Origin of the sequence: Mucilaginibacter aurantiaciroseus, from assembly GCF_024055595.1 — a bacterium.
GTDB classification, from domain to species: Bacteria; Bacteroidota; Bacteroidia; order Sphingobacteriales; family Sphingobacteriaceae; genus Mucilaginibacter; species Mucilaginibacter aurantiaciroseus.
Genome location: NZ_JAMXOF010000003.1, coordinates 1 through 21,715, shown reverse-complemented (window position 1 = coordinate 21,715; position 21,715 = coordinate 1). Strand labels below are relative to the sequence as shown.

At 42.6% G+C, this 21,715-nt stretch carries 17 protein-coding genes; 9 read left to right on the top strand and 8 right to left on the bottom strand.

What is annotated here, in order from left to right:
* Positions 1-7: 7 nt before the first annotated feature.
* The 3 genes from NAF17_RS13405 to NAF17_RS13395 are packed head-to-tail and all read right to left on the bottom strand — an operon-like array spanning position 8 to position 6,764.
* Positions 8-2,092: a hypothetical protein gene (locus NAF17_RS13405; RefSeq protein ID WP_252758513.1), complete on the bottom strand. Its 2,085-nt coding sequence runs from the start codon at positions 2,090-2,092 to the stop codon at positions 8-10.
* 18 nt (positions 2,093-2,110) lie between these two features.
* Positions 2,111-3,622 carry a RagB/SusD family nutrient uptake outer membrane protein gene (locus NAF17_RS13400; RefSeq protein WP_252758512.1) on the bottom strand — a complete coding sequence of 504 codons (1,512 nt, stop codon included), beginning with the start codon at positions 3,620-3,622 and terminating at the stop codon, positions 2,111-2,113.
* Positions 3,623-3,641: 19 nt separating this feature from the next.
* Positions 3,642-6,764 (bottom strand): SusC/RagA family TonB-linked outer membrane protein, encoded by a 3,123-nt coding sequence (locus NAF17_RS13395; protein WP_252758511.1) that lies wholly within the window; start codon positions 6,762-6,764, stop codon positions 3,642-3,644.
* A gap of 320 nt (positions 6,765-7,084) precedes the next feature.
* On the opposite strand from NAF17_RS13395, the gene NAF17_RS13390 reads away from it, so the two are divergent.
* The 4 genes from NAF17_RS13390 to NAF17_RS13375 all read left to right on the top strand — a co-directional run bounded on the left by NAF17_RS13390 (position 7,085) and on the right by NAF17_RS13375 (position 12,778).
* Positions 7,085-10,006: a ligand-binding sensor domain-containing protein gene (locus NAF17_RS13390; protein WP_252758510.1), complete on the top strand. Its 2,922-nt coding sequence runs from the start codon at positions 7,085-7,087 to the stop codon at positions 10,004-10,006.
* A 108-nt stretch (positions 10,007-10,114) separates the two neighbouring features.
* The gene (locus NAF17_RS13385) at positions 10,115-10,861 is read left to right on the top strand and encodes an AAA family ATPase (protein ID WP_252758509.1); all 747 of its coding nucleotides are present in this window, start codon (positions 10,115-10,117) and stop codon (positions 10,859-10,861) included.
* Positions 10,858-11,691: an AAA family ATPase gene (locus NAF17_RS13380; protein WP_370341333.1), complete on the top strand. Its 834-nt coding sequence runs from the start codon at positions 10,858-10,860 to the stop codon at positions 11,689-11,691. Before NAF17_RS13385 ends, NAF17_RS13380 begins: the two co-directional genes overlap by 4 nt.
* The gene (locus tag NAF17_RS13375; RefSeq protein ID WP_252758508.1) at positions 11,642-12,778 is read left to right on the top strand and encodes a hypothetical protein; all 1,137 of its coding nucleotides are present in this window, start codon (positions 11,642-11,644) and stop codon (positions 12,776-12,778) included. Before NAF17_RS13380 ends, NAF17_RS13375 begins: the two co-directional genes overlap by 50 nt.
* A gap of 43 nt (positions 12,779-12,821) precedes the next feature.
* On the opposite strand, the gene NAF17_RS13370 is transcribed toward NAF17_RS13375, so the two are convergent.
* Positions 12,822-13,493: a MarC family protein gene (locus tag NAF17_RS13370; protein ID WP_252758507.1), complete on the bottom strand. Its 672-nt coding sequence runs from the start codon at positions 13,491-13,493 to the stop codon at positions 12,822-12,824.
* Positions 13,494-13,622: 129 nt separating this feature from the next.
* On the opposite strand from NAF17_RS13370, the gene NAF17_RS18330 reads away from it, so the two are divergent.
* Positions 13,623-13,862 carry a hypothetical protein gene (locus NAF17_RS18330; RefSeq protein ID WP_370341184.1) on the top strand — a complete coding sequence of 80 codons (240 nt, stop codon included), beginning with the start codon at positions 13,623-13,625 and terminating at the stop codon, positions 13,860-13,862.
* Here the strand turns inward: NAF17_RS18330 and pdxR are convergent.
* The gene (pdxR, locus tag NAF17_RS13360; protein ID WP_252758506.1) at positions 13,859-15,346 is read right to left on the bottom strand and encodes a MocR-like pyridoxine biosynthesis transcription factor PdxR; all 1,488 of its coding nucleotides are present in this window, start codon (positions 15,344-15,346) and stop codon (positions 13,859-13,861) included. The genes NAF17_RS18330 and pdxR overlap by 4 nt on opposite strands.
* A gap of 80 nt (positions 15,347-15,426) precedes the next feature.
* Here pdxR and NAF17_RS13355 point away from each other — a divergent pair, with 80 nt between their 5' ends.
* Positions 15,427-15,801, top strand: coding sequence for a DoxX family membrane protein (locus NAF17_RS13355; protein ID WP_252758505.1), 375 nt, complete (start codon positions 15,427-15,429; stop codon positions 15,799-15,801).
* Between the two features lie 79 nt (positions 15,802-15,880).
* A complete protein-coding gene (locus NAF17_RS13350) occupies positions 15,881-16,876 on the top strand; it encodes an EamA family transporter (RefSeq protein ID WP_252758504.1) in 996 nt (331 codons plus the stop codon).
* 241 nt (positions 16,877-17,117) lie between these two features.
* On the opposite strand, the gene NAF17_RS13345 is transcribed toward NAF17_RS13350, so the two are convergent.
* Entirely contained in the window at positions 17,118-17,279 is a 162-nt protein-coding gene (locus NAF17_RS13345) for an ATP-binding cassette domain-containing protein (RefSeq protein ID WP_256474531.1), read from the bottom strand.
* Between the two features lie 59 nt (positions 17,280-17,338).
* Complete coding sequence (locus tag NAF17_RS13340) at positions 17,339-17,542, bottom strand: hypothetical protein (protein ID WP_252758503.1); 204 nt, start codon at positions 17,540-17,542, stop codon at positions 17,339-17,341.
* 374 nt (positions 17,543-17,916) lie between these two features.
* Between NAF17_RS13340 and NAF17_RS13335 the strand changes: the two genes are divergently transcribed.
* Both NAF17_RS13335 and NAF17_RS13330 read left to right on the top strand, forming a co-directional pair.
* Complete coding sequence (locus NAF17_RS13335; RefSeq protein ID WP_252758502.1) at positions 17,917-18,879, top strand: sensor histidine kinase; 963 nt, start codon at positions 17,917-17,919, stop codon at positions 18,877-18,879.
* Between the two features lie 2 nt (positions 18,880-18,881).
* On the top strand, positions 18,882-19,607 hold the full coding sequence (locus tag NAF17_RS13330; RefSeq protein ID WP_252758501.1) for a LytR/AlgR family response regulator transcription factor: 726 nt from the start codon (positions 18,882-18,884) through the stop codon (positions 19,605-19,607).
* Between the two features lie 131 nt (positions 19,608-19,738).
* On the opposite strand, the gene NAF17_RS13325 is transcribed toward NAF17_RS13330, so the two are convergent.
* A complete protein-coding gene (locus NAF17_RS13325) occupies positions 19,739-21,115 on the bottom strand; it encodes a methyltransferase RsmF C-terminal domain-like protein (RefSeq protein ID WP_252758500.1) in 1,377 nt (458 codons plus the stop codon).
* Positions 21,116-21,715 lie beyond the last annotated feature (600 nt).

Sequence of the window (21,715 nt, the reverse complement as noted above, 5' to 3'; positions counted from 1 at the left end):
TCTATAATTAATTAAGGGTGATATCATCAAAATAGTAGGTAAAGTTGGCCGAGCCATCACCCACGTTACCGTTATCAAATATCAGTACTACTTTTTGATACGATTTTGCAGTATTGATAGCGCTGTAATCAAAGGTTAGCTCCTCCCATGCATTTGCTTTGGTTGTAAGTACTTCTTTCTCGAAGCTAACACTGCCATCGGTAAGGTTCTCTACCTTTAACAACACTTTGGCACCCACTTTAGGCGAGTAAACTTTCATCTTAAGTGTTTTCTTGGTAAAGTCGATAGGGCCTGCAAGGGCTATGTAGCTACCTGCGTATGTGGCACCTGCATTTTTTACCATTTTAGCAACTTTGGTACTGGTGTTAATGCCGGTTGCCGATGGGTTATTTACAACTGTAACAGCACCACCTTCAAAATCGGTAAAGGCATAGTTTAGGGTTGCCGACTGGAAATCAAGCGGGATACCTAATATTGATGAAGGTTGAGGTACAAATTTCACGTCGTCCCAATAAAACACTTTACCGTTACCTGCTGTACCAAAATCAAAGAACACGGATGCCTTATCGTAAGTATTTGCCGCGTTAAGCGCAGGGGTGCCTGTAAATGGTGCGGTAAGGTCGAAAGTCAAGGTTTCCCAAGCGTTGGCAACTGTAGTGATGGCCTCCGTTTCTACCGAGATATTACCGTTATTATGGTCTTCAATTTTTAACCTGACGCGCAGGCCTGCCGCCGTTGAATAAACACGCATGCTCATTTTAGCGTAAGATGCAGTTACCGGAATTTTAGCAGAGAAGCCCGCTGGGGTGCCAATTGTAGTGCCCGCCCATACTTCGGCACCGTTAGGTTTGGTTGTCTTTTTAACTTTATTTGATGCAAGGGTTGGGTCATTGGCATCAACAGTATTGTTGTTACCAAAATCGGTAACGGTATAATCGGTGTTTGGTGCATCAAATGTAACAGGAAGGCTTATTTGTGCAATTTGGATAGCCATTTGCAGGTCGTCCATATAAAACACTTTACCGCTGCCCGGCGTGCCAAAGTCAAAGAAAACCGAAGCTTTATCATAATTAAACGCGGCATTTAAAGCAGGTGTGCCTGCCGATGGATTATTGAAGTCGAACGTTAAAGTTTCCCATGCATTAGCTATGGTAGTTTTAGCATCAGTTTCAACCGTATTTTTGCCATTAGCATGTTCTTCCAGTTTCAGCTTAATGGTTAAACCTGCCGCAGGCGAATAGATTCGCATAGTCATTTTATTATTTAGCGGACTAACCGGAATTTTGGTTGCGAAGCCTGTTGCGGTACCCAAGGTGGTACCGGCCCAAACTTCGGCACCTGCAGGTTTGGTAACCTTTAATACTTTGTTAGTGTTGTTTTTAGGATCTGTTGCTAACGCCGATTGGTTATTGCCAAAATCGCTTGTGGTGTAATCAAAATTCGAATCATCAAACGCCAAAGGCAGGTCTATTTGTTTTCCTATCTTAATGATTTGCTCTACGGTTGTTGTTGCAACACCCCCGCTTAAAGCTACAATCCTTATGGTATAAGTGCCTGCCTTAGGGTAGTTGTGTGTGGCGGTTTGCTCTTGCATGAACGAATCGTAAGGTTCGGGGTTTGCCGTTGCCTCGTCACCGTAATATACATGGAACATGGTTTCAAAATCGGCAGTTGCGCCAACTGTTACCGCTAAACCAGTGGTTGTGACGGTTGTTTTAAGGTTTGCCGGAGCCATAAACGATACCGTAAGCGATTGGTTAACTTCGGCAGTTTTGCCGGAGATGCCATGGCCAACAATTTTAACTTTATATACGCCCTCGGCATATTTATGCTCGATGTTTTTACCAGCGGCTACTTTTACAAATGTTTCGCCGCCATCGCCGTAGTAAACATCAAAAGTAGATACACCTTCGCCGTTAGGGGTAATAGTTACCAAGCCAGTATTGTCTTGCGTAATATCAAACAATACCGATATTTTTGCAGGGTCTGCTACGTTGTTGACGAACGATACGTCATCAAACTTTTCCTTTTTACAGCCTGTTATCACAGCCATTAAAAGGGTTATGCTCAAAAAATATTTTATTGCATTCATGATCTTGATTTTTAAGGTTTAGTAACCCGGGTTTTGTGTTAAACCTGTAACGTTAATTTCTTCCTGTGGTATAGGGAACACTTCGTGCTTACCGGCAATAAAACCTGTAAGTTTATTAGCGGCCTGCCCTGTTCTAACCAGGTCAAAGAAACGGTCGCCATCCATAGCCAACTCTAATCTTCTTTCGTCCCAAATGGCTTGCTTTAAAGCAGTACCTGTAGCCGTTATATTATGAGCTACATCACCAAATGCACGCTGGCGAACCTGGTTTAGGTAACCTTGTGCTTTAGTATCGTTTGGCGCTGTTGAACGGTTGTTTGCTTCGGCAGCCAGTAATAATACTTCAGAATATCTTAACACTCTAAAGTTGTTCAGGTAGTTAAGCTCTACCTGGCCGGATGTTTCACCTTTACGTGGTAAGTATTTACCATTGTATAAACCTGTGTTTTTGTAAGGCGCTACCTGGTAGCTAATATTATATTCGGGATGTGCGGCTTTGTAATCTTCGATGTTGAAAGCCGTTATTGCTTTACGCTGATCGCCGGCTGAGTAAGCCGCGGCAAGGTTTTGTGTTGGCAGGTTAGTGCTCCAGCCGGCTGCATATGGCATACCGCCAATACCATTTAACCCCCTGATACCATTCTGCTGAACCGCATAATTACCCTGGCCGCGTGTTACACCACCCCAGTTGAAGTATGGCGAACCGTTTGTGTACTGGATCTCAAATACCGATTCAGGGCCGTTCTCGCCTGCTGCTAAGTAGATAGAAGCATAATTGGTAATCAAACTATAGGCACCTGAGGTGATAACCGGGTCTAACACTGAAGCTGCGTCGGTAAATTTATTCTCGTACAAATAAACCTTACCCAATAAGGCTTGTGCAGCATATTTAGTTACACGGCCTTTTTGGCTTTGTGTAGTTGGCAAAGCAGCAATGGCAGCGTTAAGGTCTTTTTCTATCTGCGCGTAAACTTCAACTTTAGGTGCGCGGGTTAATAATTTTGCATCGCTGTTATTTAGGCGCTTATCAATAAACAATGGAACATCGCCCCACATTTTTGTTAAGGTAAAGTAGTAGTAAGCGCGTAAAAAGTAAACCTCGGCGTATAGGGCATCTTTACCGTTAAAGTTCACGGTTTCGCCTGCTTTGTTTTTGTCTTTATACTGGGTCATGTAATTAGCCCTGTTAACACCTTCGTAAGCAACCTGCCACAGGTCAAGTAAGGTTGAATTTGTTGATGTTAGCGTAAAATCATCTATTTGCTGTAGTGCTAAAACATCTGATGCACTTTCGCCACCGGCTACAGAGTTGTCTGATGCGATATCGCCCACAACTACCGCTTGGTTTAACCATTGCACCGGCGAGTAAACGCTGACAGCCATGGTGCGATAATCGGTTTCTGATTTCAGGTAGTCAAGGTCGGTAACCAGGAACCTGTCGTGCGGGTTATTCTCCACCCATTTTTTACATGCTGTGAACGAGGTCAGCAACAGGACCATCGCAATTAGCTTTATATATCTTTTATTCATCGTATTGTTTTTTAATGAATTATAATTTAATGTCAAGGCCCATGCTGTATGTTCTTGGCTGCGGGTATGCGCCACGGTCAACACCGGTATCAAGCACACCACCTGAGATCTCAGGATCGTAGCCGGAGTACTTGGTGAATGTTGCAGCGTTACGAACCTGCGCGTAGATTCTTATACTTTTAAATACTTTGCCCTGCATTAAGCGAGGGAAGGTATAACCTAACTGGATGTTTTTGATCTTCACGAATGAACCATCTTCGACATACCTGTCTGACGCGCGGATATTGCTGTTGGCATCGGTAAATGAATACCTTGGGTTGCGGGCATCGTTAGTAGTTCCTTCGCCGGTCCATCTTGCAAGCACACCGCGGAATTTGTTGGTGTAGTTACCGTTACGCTCGTAAGCACGGTAAATATCGTTACCGATAGATGCATAAGTGAACGCGTTAAAATCAAAGTTTTTGTAACTCATTGATAGCGTCCATCCCAAAATAACAGTAGGGAACGGGTTACCAATATTGGTGCGGTCGGCGGCATTTATTACTTTATCGCCGTTAACATCCACAAAACGGATATCGCCCGGTTGAGCGCCTGTTTGAGTTGGCGCTGCTGCTATCTCAGCCGCGTTCTGGAACAAACCATTTGTTTTGTAGCCATAGAAATAACCAGGTGCCTGGCCTTTTTCAAATACGGTTACCTGTTGCGACTGCCCGTTGAAGTAGCTGCCACCAAATATTTTAGCGGTGCCATCAGTATTAGTTGCGGTAACCAGGCTTTTTACTGTAGTTATGTTAAAAGTGTTACCTAGTTTAAACCCGTTTCCAATAGTTTCGTTGTAGCCTATAGATATATCTACCCCGTTGTTTTTGGTTGAGCCGATGTTAGCTGCAGGTACCGGGGTTGTACCACCTGTGTAAACTGTTGCCGGTTGGAATAACAACCCACCCACACGTTTTTCATAATAATCGGCAGTAACTGTTAATTTGCCGTTAAACAGGGTAAGGTCGAAACCAACGTTAGCTTGTTTCTGGCTTTCCCATCCTAATAGTTTGTTTTCTGTTGTACCTAAGGTAGACCCCGGATAGAACACATTGCTAAAGTTATAGCCATTGCTGTTTGCAGTAGGGCCATAATCAGGGCCGCCGGTGATAATAGTGGTAGCCTGTGTTGGTGTATTATCATTACCTACAGTACCGTAGCTACCCCTAATTTTTAAGAAATTAATAGCAGGTACATTAAAGAAACTCTCTTTACTGGCAACCCATCCTACCGAACCGGAAAAGAAGTTAGCAAACTTGTTATCGGCACCAAAAGCTGTTGAGCCGTCGCGGCGCGCGGTGAACGATGCAAGGTATTTCTCTTTGTAATCGTAGTTCAACCTGCCAAAGAACGACATGTTGCGTTTAAAGTACTGATAGTAATAACCCCCTGTGGCGCTTGGGTTGGTAGCTGTGTTGGTACCGGTTGCCGCGCTGTAATCTGCAAACTCCCAAGAGTTAAAAGGTACATCCTGCCTGTTTACACCGGCCGCGTTACCAGATTCTTTTGCCAGTGAGAAACCAACAACCGTTTCAAAGGTATGGTCTTCCGCTACTTTAAAGTTATAGTTGGCAAATGTTTCCCAGGTGTAGTTAAAGTTGCTCACTTTATCGTGGTTTACGCTGTTATGCTTATCAATCACGGTAGATCTATCGGCATTCATGCTGTTATCAACGTTAAGCGGGCCGTAAAATACAAGCGGGGTAAAGCCTTTGCTGTTAGCATCATACTTTGTATAACCAAACCTGCTGGTTAATTTCAGGTTCTTTAAAATATCGTATTGTGCCTCAAACTTACCGTACAATTTACTGCCAAGGCTTTTGTTGTAGGTGTTATCCAGTTTGGTAAGCGGGTTGTAAACCTCAGACAGGATCAAATTACTGTATCCGTATTTTCCAACGCTGTTAGGATCGGTATTTAAAACTGGTACCGTTGGGTCGAAGTTAAGCGCGCTACCAATTACACTATTAAACGAGTTTTCCTGGATGCCTTTTGAGTTTAAAATTACACCGGTAGTGTTCAGGGTAAGTTTAAGTTTTTGTGATAGCTGAAAATCGATGTTTGCAGTGAAATTTCCACGATCAAACCTTGATTTATCGATGCCGCCAACTATACCGCCCTGGCTGGTGTAGCCACCCGATAAAAAGTAGTTTACAGTTTCGCTGCCGCCACGTACACCAATGGTATGTTGTTGTAAAGGAGCGGTTTTAAACACCTCTTTTTGCCAGTTGCTACCAACACCTAAAGTGGTCAGGTCAGGGAAAATAACGTTACCACCCGATGCTACGCTGCCTTCGTTTACTATTGCGCCATATTCGGTTGCATTTAAAACGCCAATGTAACGTGCTATTTCCTGCACACCGTAGCTGCTGTTAACAGTAAATTCGGGTTTCATGTTCTTTCTACCGGTTTTGGTAGTAACCACAATAATACCGTTACCACCTTTAACACCGTAAATAGCGGTTGCAGATGCATCTTTAAGTACGCTGATAGATTCGATATCTATCGGGTTTACCGAGTTAAGATCGGCCAGTGATTGTTGCACACCATCAATAACCACCAACGGGGCTGAACCCGCATAAGAAGGGATACCACGGATAGCCACTGTTGGCGATGAGCCCGGCGTACCGCCTTGTATAACCGTAACACCTGCGGCGCGGCCCTGTATGGCCTCTTCTGCACGTACCGGGTTTTGCCTTTGGATGTCGGTGCTTTTTATGGTTGAGATAGCACCCGATACCTTAGTTACCTTTTGGGTACCGTAACCAATTACTACAACCTCGTTAAGCGCGTTGTTAGCGTTGTCTTCTAATGTGAAGTTTTCTGTACCGGCTTGTGTTACTGTTCTTTCAACGGATACCATGCCGACAAATGATACCACGATTGTCCCGCCACTTTGCGGGATGTTTAATGCGTAATTACCGTTTACATCGGTAACAACGCCCACCGTTGTGCCTTTAACGGTTACTGATGCGCCGGGCAATGCCTGTCCGTCCACCTTTTGGGTTACTTTACCGGTTAGGCGCAGGGTTTGTGCATAGCCCTGGCTAACGAAACAGAAAAGCAAAGCAATCCCCATAAAAAACTTGAGTTTTAATTGCATAGATTTATTTTTAGGTTAAATTAATTAGGTCGTTCAGGACGACGTTGGTTGGTTGTAAAAGTTTCTTCATATGTTTTCATTTTCGCGCACAATCATGCGCAGCCATACTTAAGCTTTAAGCATTTGTTAACGGTTTTTAAATTGGGTTATAATTTGCCGGAGCAATTGGTTTATAGGAATCAAATGTATACGAAGCGTATCCCAAAGCGAAATTTCGCACTACATCACTACTACACAACATTGAAATTTCATTTAAAAAGACGGATATTAGTAAATCAATTTTAAACACCTATATAATTTTGATTAAACGCTATAATCTTTTGTATTTAAGGCTGCTGCTTTTCGTAATAATTAATGTGATGGCGCAAGGTGCCATGGCACAGGCCTACATTGGGCAGCGCAAAACCGTTAATTACGAGAAAAGGCAGTATAATGCAGGTACGCAAAACTGGAAAATACGCCAGGATGCGCAGGGCCGGATGTATTTGGCTAACAATGAGGGTGTGCTGGTGTTCGATGGTTCGTACTGGCAGCTTTACCCGCTGCCCAATAAAACCATTGTACGGTCATTAGAATTTGGTGCCGATAAAAAGCTTTACGTTGGCGGGCAGGATGAAATAGGATACTTTGCCCCCGCAAAAAATGGCCGGCTTGTTTTTACCTCGCTTAAAAACCTCATCCCTAAAACCGATCAAGCATTTTCTGATATATGGGATATTGCGGCTTATGGGAATGACATCTTTTTTCGCACGCATGATAAGATCTTTAGGTATAGCAACAGTAAGATAACCATTTACCATTCGCCCTCGTGGTTGTTTTTGGGTACATATGGCAGTAAGCTATTGGCTCATGATGAGCAAAAAGGCGTTTTAGCATTAACAAATGGCAGCTGGACGCCGTTTATTGCAAAAGCGGATCTGCCAAATGGCTTTTATATTACCAGCATATCCAAATTTAATGATACCACGGGCCTGGTTACCTCTGCAAAGGATGGCTTGTTTTTGCTAACTGGCAATAAACTAAATTACTTTAACCTTAACGGGACCGGTATTGATAACCACCAGCATTTTTCAGGAGCAACAGCATTGAACGATGGCACTTACCTGGTAGGCACTTATGTTAATGGCATTTATCAGTTTGATAAAACCGGTAACATCATCGAGAACATCGGCAAAAAAGAAGGACTGCAAAATATCAATGTGCGTTGTATGTATACCGATGCTAACCACAACGTATGGCTTGGGCTGGATAACGGAATTGATTATATCGCCTATAACAACGCGGTTAAGCACATAAATCCATTAATATTTAAAGATGGCGGTGGCTATGGCGCGGCCTTGTTTAAGAACAATTTATACTTCGCATTATCTAACGGCGTGTACCAGCTCCCGGTTAAGGGTATAAGCGACCTCAGTTATCTAAAAAACGACTTTAAAACGACCGGCGAAGGCCAAACATGGAACATGGTTGAAGTGAACGGCCGCCTGCTTGCGGGTAAGGATGATGGTTTGTTCGAGATCATGGGCGATAGGCTTTCTCCCATCTATAATGTTACCGGTTTCTGGACTTTCCAGGCCTTGAAAAACAAAAGTGGCGAATCATTGATAGCAGCGGGTAACTACTACGGGGTTCGGTTATTTGATAATAAAGGCGCTACCCTGATTGATAAAGGCAGCTTGGGCAAGTATTATGAGTCGGCGAGATTTATGCAGGTGGATGAGCATAATTTGATCTGGACATCGCACCCGTACCGTGGTGTTTACAAACTCGACCCTAATACAGGCCAGGTTAAAACCTATACCAAAGATGAGGGCCTGCCATCAACCCTAAACAATTTTGTGTTTAAGATAAAGGGCCGGATCGTTATCGCTTCCGAAAAAGGTATTTACGAATACGATGCGGCAACCGACCGCTTTGTGCAATCCGCACAGTTCAAAAAAATCTTTGGCGACAGAAGTTTACGGTACCTAAAAGAGGATGCCGCCGGCAACGTTTGGTTTGTACAAGGCAAAAGCGTTGGCGTGGCAGATTACACGTCAGCACCAACCATCATCAACATCCCCGAACTGAACAACCGCATACTAAGTGGCTTCGAAAATATTTACCCCGTTAACGCCAACAACGTATTTGTGGGTAGCGAGAATGGTTTTTACCACATCAACTACGCCAAATACAAGCAAAATATAAGGCCGATAAATGTCTACATCCGCAGGGTGAAAGCTACTTATGGTGTTGATAGCCTGCTTTACGGCGGCTACTTTACCGGGGTGAGCGATGATAAAGAGCAAGCTGCAGAAAACACCCCATCCCTAACCCATAACTGGAACTCGCTGCATTTTGAATACTCGTCGCCAATTTTTGAGGAACAATCTAATGCGGAGTACAGTTATCTGCTGGATGGCTTTGATAAGGAATGGTCGGAATGGTCTAAACGGCCGGATAAAGATTATACCAACTTGCCCGCAGGCAATTATACTTTTAAAGTAAAGGCGCGCAACCACCAGAATAATGAATCGGCGGTGGCTACGTATGTGTTTGTGATCAACCCGCCCTGGTACCAAACGGTGTGGGCGTACCTGCTTTATTCAGTGCTGATAGCCGGCGTACTATACTATATATATAAGCTGCAGGAAGCAAGCCACATTAAAAAGCAGCAAAAGCAGTTGCTGATACAGCAGCAAAAGAACGAGGAAGAGCAAAAGCAAATTGCCTACCTGCACCAGCTGGAACTAGAACGATCTGAAAAAGAGGTGGTGAAGCTGAAGAACGATAAGCTGCAATCTGAAATTGAATTTAAGACATCCGAACTGGCATCCGCGGCGTTGAACCTGGTGCAGAAAAAAGAGTTTATATTAAAGGTGAAGGAGGAACTGCAGCACCTCCAAAAATTGGGCAGGGAGATGGTTGAGACCGCCGAGATCAAAAAGATATTGCGCCTGCTTGCCGAAGAAAACAAGCTGAACGAGGAGTGGGAACAATTTTCTATCCATTTTGACAAAGTGCACTCCAACTTTTTAAGCGTAATAAAAGACCGCTATCCAAGCATCAACCAGCAGGAGCTAAAACTTTGTGCCTACCTCATCATGAACCTATCCAGCAAGGAAGTGGCCCAGCTGATGGCCATCTCCGTACGCGGAGTAGAGATCAGCCGTTACCGTCTCCGCAAAAAACTCCAGATCCCCACCGAAATGAACTTGTTTGAATTTTTGTTTAATATACAGAGGGAGATTATGAGGGGGTGAGGTGGATCATGACCAAACATATCTTCTCTATTTTAAGAAATTATAATTAATTGTTACCATGCGTCCTATTCATTTAAATTCACATCTTTAAAAAGTAATCTACTTAATATGAAGTTGAGAATAAAAAATTTTCGGAGTTTAGAAGATACTGGTGATATAGACATAAAACCAATAACTATTCTGATAGGTAAAAACAGTTCAGGTAAAAGTTCGTTTTTAAGGACTTTTCCTATGCTAAAGCAAAGCACTGAAGAAAAAACTAAGTCACCGATTCTGCTCTATGGGAATTACATAGATTTTGGTTCATATAAAGACATCAAACCACACAATTTAAAAAGCGAAAATGAAAAATATGAATTGGGTTTTACACTTGATGAATACTTTTTTGAATTCTTAAATAGGAGAAATCGTGGAAGACGTTACGTAAGATATCCCTTGAGAAAGGATTTTGCGGTTAATTATAACTTAAAGTTCGAGGAAAATGACAAAGAACTAATTCAAATCAGTGAAATAGTTTTCAAATTTTTAACTAATCAGGTTGTAATTAAAATTGACCAAAAAAAAAACTCAACAACTTCCATTGTAATAAATGGTTCCAATCATTTTAAGGCAGATGACAACTTTCGATTTATAGACGATGGAGGTTTTTTTTTAGAGTTTTTAAAAGAAAAAAAAATATCTTCGGAATATCCTCAACAGTTTGAAAGGGTTGAACAGACTATTCGAAAACGAATACTTTCAATTTTATCAAAATATTGTTTGAGGTCTACCGGTGAAGATACTAAATGGCATATAATACAAAATGTTGATTTGACAGACGATGATAAAATCACACTCGAAAAAATAAAAATATAAAGAGTCCCAAAAAATGGCATGAAAAAATAGCAGATTGGAAGACTGATTCTGAAGATTTTAAAACCCTGAAAGATTTAATTATACTTTATGACTTTTTAGATATCTACGGGTCTGCAATTAATCAGTACCTAACAAGCACATTTTCAGGAATTAAATATATTGCTCCAATAAGAGCGACTGCAGAAAGATATTATCGGATTCAACATCTTGCAGTTGACGAAGTTGATCCTAATGGGAAAAATCTTCCGGTTTTTTTAGACAGCTTAACAGACACACAGATGTCGAGTTTCCAAAATTGGACTAATGAGAACTTCGGGTTTAGAACGAAAATTACAAAAATCGAAGGGCATTATTCAATTAAAATTGTTCACGAAGATGGATATGAAATAAATTTGTCGGATATGGGCTTTGGATATTCCCAAATTCTTCCAATAATTACTCAGCTGTGGTATACAGCATCGAAATTTGCAAATCGTAGAAACGTTATATCTTATTACCGTAGCAATAGAAATATTATTGTTATCGAACAGCCAGAATTACACTTGCACCCTGAATTTCAAGCAAAGTTTGCAGATGCTCTTGCGCAAGTAATCAAATTAACAAAAGCCGAAGGTACTATTTTAAGTCTTATTATAGAAACGCATAGCGATATTATAATTAATCGTCTTGGTGACTGTATTATAAACAATGAACTATCCGCTGATGATGTGAATATAGTTGTTTTTAACAAAACTTCCGAGAATCAACCTACTAAAATTTCAATCTCAAAAATTGATTCTGATGGAAATCTTATTAATTGGCCACTTGGGTTTTTTCTTCCGTCTAAATAAAATAATGGTATTTTATTTAGACGACGTTCTTATTGAAGAGGGACCAAAAGACGATAGATATTATGATTTCATTCAAACCATAATGATGGCCTACAAAGAGGGTAAGCATATTGTTGTGATTTCACCGAGGAATGTTGTAAAGTTAATTTCGGACGGCAGTGTGGATGAAACTTCAAAGTTCTATTTGAAACATTATTTAGCCCGGGATAAGGAGGCTTTGGGGTGGCTCACTATCTTTAACGTTATAATTCGAGTTATTCCTATTAATGAGCCGGAAAGTTTTTCAACGGAAATTGAGACTAAAACTGAAATTCGATCTATTAAATTTTCAACTTTAATAGATACAGCCTCAGTCCAAAGAACCATATTACTTGGTGAAAATGGTAACGATTCCGAGGTATACGCATTATTTGCTGAGTATTTTAGAGCTCACAACAAATTAGAATCATTTAAAGTAGTTTATAAAAGGCAAACAGGTGGAGGTAGCACTACTGTTAAAGAATATAAAACGCTTTATGAAAAGGCAGAAGAGTTTTGTCTTTGTATACTTGATAGTGATAAGAGTACTCCAAACTCCGAACTTGGCGACACAGCAAAAAAAGTGAAGGAATTTCATGAATCGGCTTCGTCAACCTTACCAAACGCAAAGTGTCATTATGTGATCTTGAATGCCTTAGAGGTGGAGAATTTATTTCCACACGAGTTCTACAAGTCAACATATAAATCTAAAGAGTTTAACGAAACTCATCTCAGATTGGAAAAATTGCAAAAAAAATGTCCAGATGCGATTTTCTATGTAGATTATAAAAAAGGATTAAGAACTTTTGAAAAGCAAATGAGTCATTTGTTAAACGACTATTGGTACGGTATAATTCAAGAAAGCAGTTTGCAAACTATTTGGCATAATGACAATCATTTTTATATACCTGGTTACGGCCATAATGTATTATCCAACTTTGTGGAATATAAAGCCGATGAGATTTTCGAATATTTAAACGTTAATCCTTCACTACAGAAAGTTTGGTTAGATATGGGACAGACTATTAGTTCGTTTATTTTAGGAAGGACTGTAAAAAGAGCTATTTAATTTGATAATCGTTACGTGTATCTTATCTGCGTCTATCCCACCCCTACAACTTAAATATCGTCTTCAACCCACTTATTCCAATCTGCAAGCCCACGCAAAAGATCAAAAAGGCCGAGATGCGGTTTACGATGTTCTCGCCGTTTTCGCCCAGGTAGTGGATCATGGTTTTGGTGTTGAGGTAAAAGAAATAGATCATGGAGCACATTGCCACTATGGACACCAGGATAGCGCCGGTGGTCATGTAATAGCGGGAGCTGCCCAGCGCGTCGCCTTGGGCACTTAGGGTGAATAGTACCGATATGGTCCCTGCTCCGGTAGTCGCCGGGAAAGTAATGGGATAAAAAAGTTTATTGGCAATATGGCTAAATGCCGAAACGTTGGGTTGGTCGTCAAGGTCTTCGGCGGAGGTTTTCTTCTCGTCGGATGAGAGGAACTCCCAGCCCATTTTACAGATCATGATACCACCCGCCAGTTGTACAACCGGTATCGAGATACCGAATAACCGCAGGATCCATTGCCCGGCAAAAAGGGATACCGTACAGATGAGGAACGCGTAGAACGTTATTTGCCCTACAGCTTTCTTTTTTTCGCCCCTCGTCAGGTTCTCAAAATACGGACTAACCATAAAAGCCGAGCCTATGGGGTTAACAACCGGGAACAAGGCGATAATGCCAATAAAAACAAGGTGTACAAACGATTCGTAAAATTCGGGCATCGGGTTTTGTTTAAATTCCTATAAAACTATAAAAATAGATGAATACTCCTAAGTACCATACAGTATATAACAGTTATAAAATTGGGGTTAATTAGCTTAGCAAAGTTATTTACCAATTAACCTAATTTCATGCAAGCAATTTTTGGGATCATATTCCACTTTACCGGTGGGTTTACCTCGGGCATTTTTTATATTCCGTATAAAAGGGTGGGCTTGGGAAAGTTTCTGGATAGTCGGCGGCATTTTTCCCTGGTTAATTGTTCCCCCGGTAAGGTTGACATTCCCCAAACCAAAGACTTCGATAACTTCGACTTTAAGAAGGATCGCTGCGGCGATGTGAAACGTGTAGAAAACGGCAAGAAAGATTAAACCAGTTTCTTCACCGCTTTTGCCAACAGTTCGGTAGCCTGCTCCATTTCCTTAAAATTCATGGAAGCAAAACCTATGCGGATATGTTCGCTTTCGCGGGATGGGTCAAAATAGTAATCCCGGCCGGCGCTAACGGCTAAACCCATGACCGCGGCCTTTTCGGCAACCGCTTTTGGTTTGATGCCATTGAGGTATTTCATCCAGATAGCAAACCCACCATCTGGAATTTTAAAACTTACGTGTTCGCCAAGCTGCTGGTTCAGTATATCGCAGAACACATCCCGGCGTTCGTGGTAAAGCTTATTAGCCTTTTTAAGGTGGCGGGTAATGTCGCCGTTCTTGAGCAGGTTGGCCATGGCCTCTTCTAAAAGCTGTTCGCCCTGCCTGTCGATGATACGGCGCAATTTGGTAGCCTGCGAAATAAGGTTGGGTGGCGCAACCATAAACCCTATGCGGATGCCCGGTGCGATGGTTTTACAAAACGAACCTATATAAATAACGCTGCCATAATAATCGGCGCTGGCAAGTGGCAGGATAGGGCTGCTGGCATAGTGGAAATCATAATCGTAATCATCCTCCAAAATCGCGAAGCTATACTTCATAGCCAGTTCCAGCAAGCGCATCCGCCTTTCCGAACTTAGCGTAACCGTAGTAGGCTGGTGGTGATGCGGGATCACGTACAGCGCTTTTACCTTTTTCTTTTTGCAAATCTCTTCCACAGCGTCCAAATCTATCCCACATTCATCAACGGGCACCAGTTCCAAATTTGCCCCGGTTTGCACGAACACTTCATTGGCGCCGCAGTAACCCGGGTCTGCGGCAATAACGGTATCACCTTTACCAAGCAGCAATTGCGCCGCAAGGTAAATAGCCATTTGCGCGCCCTTGGTCATCAGCACATGCTCGGGGTTTACGTGCAGTCCACGGGTCTCGCCCAGGAAGCGGGCAAGTTCCGTCCGCAGGTTCTCTGAACCCTGCTCTGGTCCATACAATAAATATTTACTGGTGAAATGATAACCGGCAAAACGACGGTACTCGCGCAGCATCAAATCGACAGGTGCAAGGCGCGTATCAGGGAAGCCTTCATTAAAGGCAATACTTAAACCGGATGCCGGTTTAAAAAGGTTGATATGGCTCAGCGTATTCTCGCAAACATCAAAATGTGTTTTCTCTGGGTATGACAATAGTTGCGGCGCATTATCTGCAATTGGCCGCGGCGACACCTCCGGCAGGTTGGAAGCAATAAAGATGCCTTTCTGCGGATAAACATCCACCCAGCTTTGGGCGTATAGCTCATCGTAAGCGGCAACTACGGTATTGCGGTGCACCTTTAAACCAAGGGCCAAAGCGCGGCTGCTGGGCAACGCCGATGTCGGTTTTAAAGTTCCCTGCCTGATGTGGCCTATAATGCCGTTGGCTATTTGCAGGTACACGGGCACCTGTAAGGATTTGTCGATACTAAGTAAACCGGTTAAAAATTGCATACTGGACTATCTTGCTTGTTTTATCTGGACTATAAAGATAGGCCACTATGCTTGTATTTTTATACCATTAACAAAAAATAATGGAAGCATCAAAATATCAGCAGGCAATAGCATTGTTTTTAAGGTTAGCCCTTGGCGTAGCATACCTTTGGCTGGTGGCCGATAGGCTTGGCTGGTTGGGTGCACCGGGGCAACCACATATTAGCTGGGGCGATTATTGGACACCTTTTATGGTGCTGTCTAAAGATACCATGTCGTTTTTGCCCGATGCCCTTGTAACGCCGCTGGCCGTTTTAGCCACTATTGGTGAAGGCGTTTTTAGTTTGATGCTTATCATCGGCTTATTGACACGCCAGGCCGCAGTGGGTAGCGGAGTGCTTTCGCAGGCCTTCGCAGCGCCTATGACCATTTCAAGGGGGATAGACGCGCTTCAGGATACTCGGTTTTTACGGTAAGTGCTGCAAGCTTTTTGCTGTCAACACTGCCCTATTACAAATGGAGTATCAATACGTTAATTACTAAACAACAACCGTCATGACAAATATCTCACAAAAAGCACCGGCCACCTTATTAATAGTATTAGCTTTTGCCACGGTATATATTGTATGGGGTTCAACGTATTTTTTTATCCAGATGGCCATCCAGGGCATCCCGGCTATGTTGATGGGGGCTATACGTTATATTACTGCCGGTTTGTTAATGCTGGGATGGTGCGCGCTTAAAGGCGACAAGATCTGGGTGAAAAAAGATGTGATCACCGCGGCCATTAGTGGTCTACTGCTTTTAGCCGTTGGTAACGGGATAGTGATATGGGTAGAGCAGGCTTTACCAAGCGCTATGGTTGCCATCATGATATCGGCCAACCCCATCTGGTTTGTGATTTTAGATAAGCGCAACTGGAAAGAAAACCTCACAAGTACCGCCACCGTTGTGGGTTTGGTAATTGGTTTTGCCGGGGTGATCTTATTATTTGGCGAACAGGTGGCAAACGCCCTTGGCGGCACGCATGACAGTGCCAAGATCTGGGGCGTGGGCTTGCTGATCATTTGCCCTATAGGCTGGGCGGCAGGGTCATTGTATTCTAAATATAAAAAGAGCAGCAGCCCGGCACGCGTAACCACCGCCTGGCAAATGCTGATAGCGGGCTTTGCTTTTTTACCGGCAAGCGCCCTGCATAACGAATTTGCAGGTTTTGATATAACCCGTGTGCCTTTGCAGGCTTGGCTGGCGGTAGCATACCTTATTGTATTTGGGTCGATAGCGGCATTTACCGCTTATGTTTGGTTGCTACAGGTTAGGCCAGCAACACAGGTAAGCACACACTCGTATGTTAACCCGGTTATTGCGGTTTTATTAGGGGTGATGTTTGCACAGGAGCATGTTTCGTGGGTGCAAATTGGCGGGCTGGTAATTATATTAATAAGTGTACTGCTGATAAACCTTGCCAAATACCGCAAAGATGCTAATGATAAGAAAGAAGCTGAAGTTAAACCGGCAAAGGTTAGCGGGCAAATGTGCGAGGCGGTATAATAGCTGCGGGCGCCCCGCAGAGGTTTGGCTAAATCCCATATCCGGCTTGCCAATCTGTCTCATAAATGGTACGGCAATGAATGAATTATTACTAAGTGGAGTATATCATTGCCGTTGGCTTTAGCCAAATGTAACTTTATACCCGCGAACTTCTTCCAATCAAAAGCATAGCGCGATTCAACAAGTTTTCGCGGCCGGTAAGGTGGTGGTATATGGCGGGCTGCTCTATCAGCGAACCTATCTACTTTAAAATTTCGATGCGGGTGCTGTTCACCTCTTTCTCAAAAATATGAATGCTGCTTTCGCCGGCTTGGAGCAGGTTGAGCAGCATTTTTATGGTAGTAGTTTTGCCGGCGCCATTTGGCCCTAAAAACCCGTATATGCTCCCCGCGGGTACTTGCAGGGAAAGTGATTTAACAACTTGCTAATTGCCGAAGTTGAATGATAAACCGTTTGTTTGGATTACCATAGTTTCTCGGTAGCGATAGAGGCTACGGTTTTAATAACAGTTACACCTTTAATAAATAATGATGTAGCGTGTACTGCAGAGTTGCTTGCAGTAAATTGTTTTTGTTCAAACTGGTAACTAACGCCCATTATTATGGCAAAAACTACAGGGGCCAGTAATAAGATAAATGGATTTGAGTTTGAAACTAACTTTTTCATTGTGTGTGTGATTTTGATAGAACAAAGGAATACTAAATAACCCACCCCCTAAAATCATTTAGACCAACAGGCAGCATTTGTAGATGAACGGTTAAAAACCACGTTTAACCCGTTCGTCGGTTTTTTTAGCCCGTTCATCTAAACAATGCGTTGCTATATATAATTACACATCTAAATCCGGCTATAAATATTACTTTAGATGCTGATAGTCTCACCTAATCCCCTCCATCCCGAGGGCTATAGGGAGAGGACTTGAAAAAGCTATTGGAACGTTATCCTTTGTAGAGGGAAGGATGAGGCTTAGATTTAGATAAATATATATATAGATGAAGCGGGCCTGGCAAATTTTCTGGCATTTTCTATTCTGGCTAAGCATGATCTCGCTTTTTGTGTTTTTAGGGCACAGCGGGGGTAAAATGCCTATGAAAACCTTGCTGGTTGTATTTGTGGTTTTTGGTGTAATAAACATTGCGTTGTTCTATTTAAATTACCTGCTGCTTATCCCTAAATATTTAGATGTAAAAAAGTATAAGCACTACGCTATATATATAATAAGCGCCTTAATTGTATTTGGGATTATTAAGTATGGGGCGGCGGTAATATTTAAGCCTATCGCCTTAGAACGGGCAGGTAAAACCATCACCTTTTGGCAATATGCTTTCAGTACGTTATTTACCAGCATCATATTTATTTTCCTGAGTACGGTTTTGAAATTTACTATCGACTGGTTCCTGAACGAACGCGTACAGCGCGACTTGGAGAACCAGCGCCTTTCGGCAGAATTGTCGTTTTTGAAATCGCAGATCAATCCGCATTTTCTGTTCAATTCATTAAATAGCATTTACTCGCTGGCCTACCAAAAATCGGATACCACGCCCGAGGCTATCCTTAAGCTCTCTGAGATTATGCGCTATATGCTTTACGAGTGTAACGATAACCGGGTAGAGCTAACTAAGGAATTGCAGTACCTGCAAAACTACATCGACCTTCAAAAGATCAGGTTCGGTAACAACGCGTTTATCAATTTTGAAGTAACGGGCGAGGTAACCAATCAGCATATTGTACCGCTGTTACTGATCTCATTTATTGAGAACGCGTTTAAACATGGTGTGGCAAACGATGCCCTATCGCCTATTTTATTAAAGATCAATATAGAGGATGGGAAACTTTACTTCTTTATCCAAAACAAAAAACATACGCATAACCGCGATTCGTCCGGCGGGATAGGGCTTGCAAACGTTCGCCGCAGGCTGGACCTGCTGTACCCCGGTAAATATAATTTAGATATTCGCGACGAAGCGGATACGTTCACCGTTCAATTATCCTTAGTTTTATAGCCATGATCCGTTGCCTTGTTGTTGATGATGAGCCTTTGGCGCTTAATATACTGGAAGATTATATCTCCAAGATGCCCGCCCTGCAATTGGTGAAAGCAACCACCAACCCCATCGAAGCGCTTACCATGGTGCAGGATGGCGGTATTGACCTGGTTTTTCTGGACGTGCAAATGCCCGAACTCACCGGCATCCAGTTCCTGCGCATCTCAAACGGCAAAGCAAAAGTAATATTGACAACCGCCTACCCGCAATACGCGCTGGAAGGTTACGAACTTGACGTGGTAGATTACCTGCTGAAGCCAATCGCTTTCGACAGGTTCTTTAAATCGGTACAAAAAGCACAGGCAATTATCCAACCCACAACGGCACCGGTTGTTAAAGCCGAGCCCGTGCAGCAAGATGATTTTATGAGCGACTTCATCTTCGTGAAAACAGAGCATAAAATTCAGAAGGTGTACCTGCACGACATTCTTTTTATAGAAGGCCTTAAAGATTACGTATCCATATTTACCCCCGCCGAGCGTATCATTACCCTGCAAGGCATGAAAAAGATGGAAGATGCCTTGCCGCCCAAGCACTTTATCCGCGTGCATAAATCATACATCGTATCTATTAATAAGATAGACAGTATTGAACGCAGCCGCATTTTCATAGTCGATAAAGTTATTCCTGTGGGGGATACTTATAGGGATCAGTTTTTTAAGATTGTGGACGGGAAGAATATATAGAGGATTCTCTCCTCGCGTCATTGCGAGCGATAGCGTGGCAATCCCCTACTTACAGAGCCACAGACAAGTCTATAGAGGATTGCCACTTCACTACGTTTCTCGTAATTACGCTCGGTAAGCAAGTTTTTAGGTTAAACCCCCTGCTGGCTCATTATTCTTATCTCTTTGGGATAATAATTATTGATCCTATTCGGCAACAACTTCGCCCAGCCCAAGGCCAATCCCTGGTAGGTCATCAAACTCCAGCCTTTTCCGGTAATTTCTATATCTATATTATCGCGGCGTAAGTATTGGATAGCCTGCTCTTTGGTTAGCTCGGTAGATAATACTGTATCCTTATTAATAATAAGGCTTAAGGCCAGCTCATGGTCCGGTATCAGGTCGTTACCGGCCAGCTTCCCAATCCGCACACCCGACTTCTTTATATATAGGTGTCGGTGTAAAATGTTCAGGCTTTCTTTGTGCTCGCGGTTTACGGCCAGCCAGTCTTCATTCACTTTAAAAAAGTAAAAGTTATCGGCATCATTAATATAACCTTTTACAATATCCATCTCTTTGGCCGGTAGCTTTTGCTGCCCGTTGTTTTTATAGTTGGATAGGCCACCGCTACTTTCCTTTTTACGCAGGCAAGCCGCAAACAAACCCTCGCCCTTAACCTTACCCGGGTAAAAGCGGTAACCCCATGCTTTTTTCAGCGGCGATTCGGTCTCAACTATACCCCACTCCTTATGTATAGGTATGCGTATGCTTTCTAAACCAAAGTCGGTGCAAAGCCAATCCAGTATATCCTCATTCTCCTGATGCGAATAACTGCATGTACTATATATAAGGTATCCGTCTTCTTTTAAAGCGGGATAAATATCAGCAAGGATGCGCTCCTGGCGTTGGTGGCAAAGGTTAACGTTGCCTTCGCTCCATTCGTTCATGGCGGCAGGATCTTTACGGAACATGCCCGAGCCCGAGCATGGCGCATCAACCAGCACCACATCAAAGAAACTGTGGATGGCGTTAAAGTCCTTCGGGTCGTTATTGGTGATGATAGTGTTTGATGTTCCCCAGCGGTTAAGGTTATCACTTAATATAGGTACACGCGTTTTGATGATCTCATTAGCCACCAGCAGGTCGCTGCTATTCAGCGCCGAATTTAACAGGGTAGATTTACCGCCCGGTGCCGCGCAAAGGTCTAATACCTTAATGGCATCATCCTTATTTGGGCGTATGTTGTTTAATATATGTGCGATAAACATAGACGATGCCTCCTGTACATAATAAGCACCCGCGTGAAACAGCGGGTCGAAAGTAAAGGAAGGGCGTTCATTTAAATAAAAACCCTCGGTACACCAGGGCACTTGAGAGTCGGTTTTTAAGTCCGATTGTTTAAAAGGATTAACTCTGATGGATGTTGGGGCAGGTTCTGAAAGGTGGGCATCAATAAAATTTTGGCGGTCAAAGCCCTGTTCGTCATTCAAATCTTCTAAAAACAGCGGTGGGAAGTTGAAGTTTTCCATATGTAAATCAAACTTACGCATTTTTTTATGCCCCTAAATAACACCTTTATTATGCATCATAAGGTATATATGGCCTGGATTGATGTTTGCACAAATAATGCTTACGTTAATTTGGCGTTAATTTACAGGTAGTTACAAAATTGTTTTAATTATTTTCAATTAATGCTTGTAAGGGTAGAGGTTTTCTACTTACATTTGTGGCCGCTCAAATAAAAAGGGCGTTGTTTTTTTAAGTTTAGCGAATAAAAAAAAGATTTAAAAAAGTGAATATTTCACTTGTCAATCACCAAATTTATTTGCACCTTTGCAGCCCGCAACAACGAAAGAAATTGCGGTTGTTAAATTGAAAAACAGCGAAGAAAAAATAGTTCAAAAAAAGTGAAAATAGCACTTGACACGAATTAAAAATAACCGCATCTTTGCATCCGCTTCTACAACGAAGCAAAGCATTGAAAAACAAAGAAATCGCAATGATTTCTTAAGCACAAGATTGAGAGTTTAGATCGCAATGATCGACGACATAAAAGCCGAGCCGAGATGGTTAGGCGTAAAGTTCTTAAAAGAGATAGAGAATAAATTATGCAGCGTAACGGCAGCGGA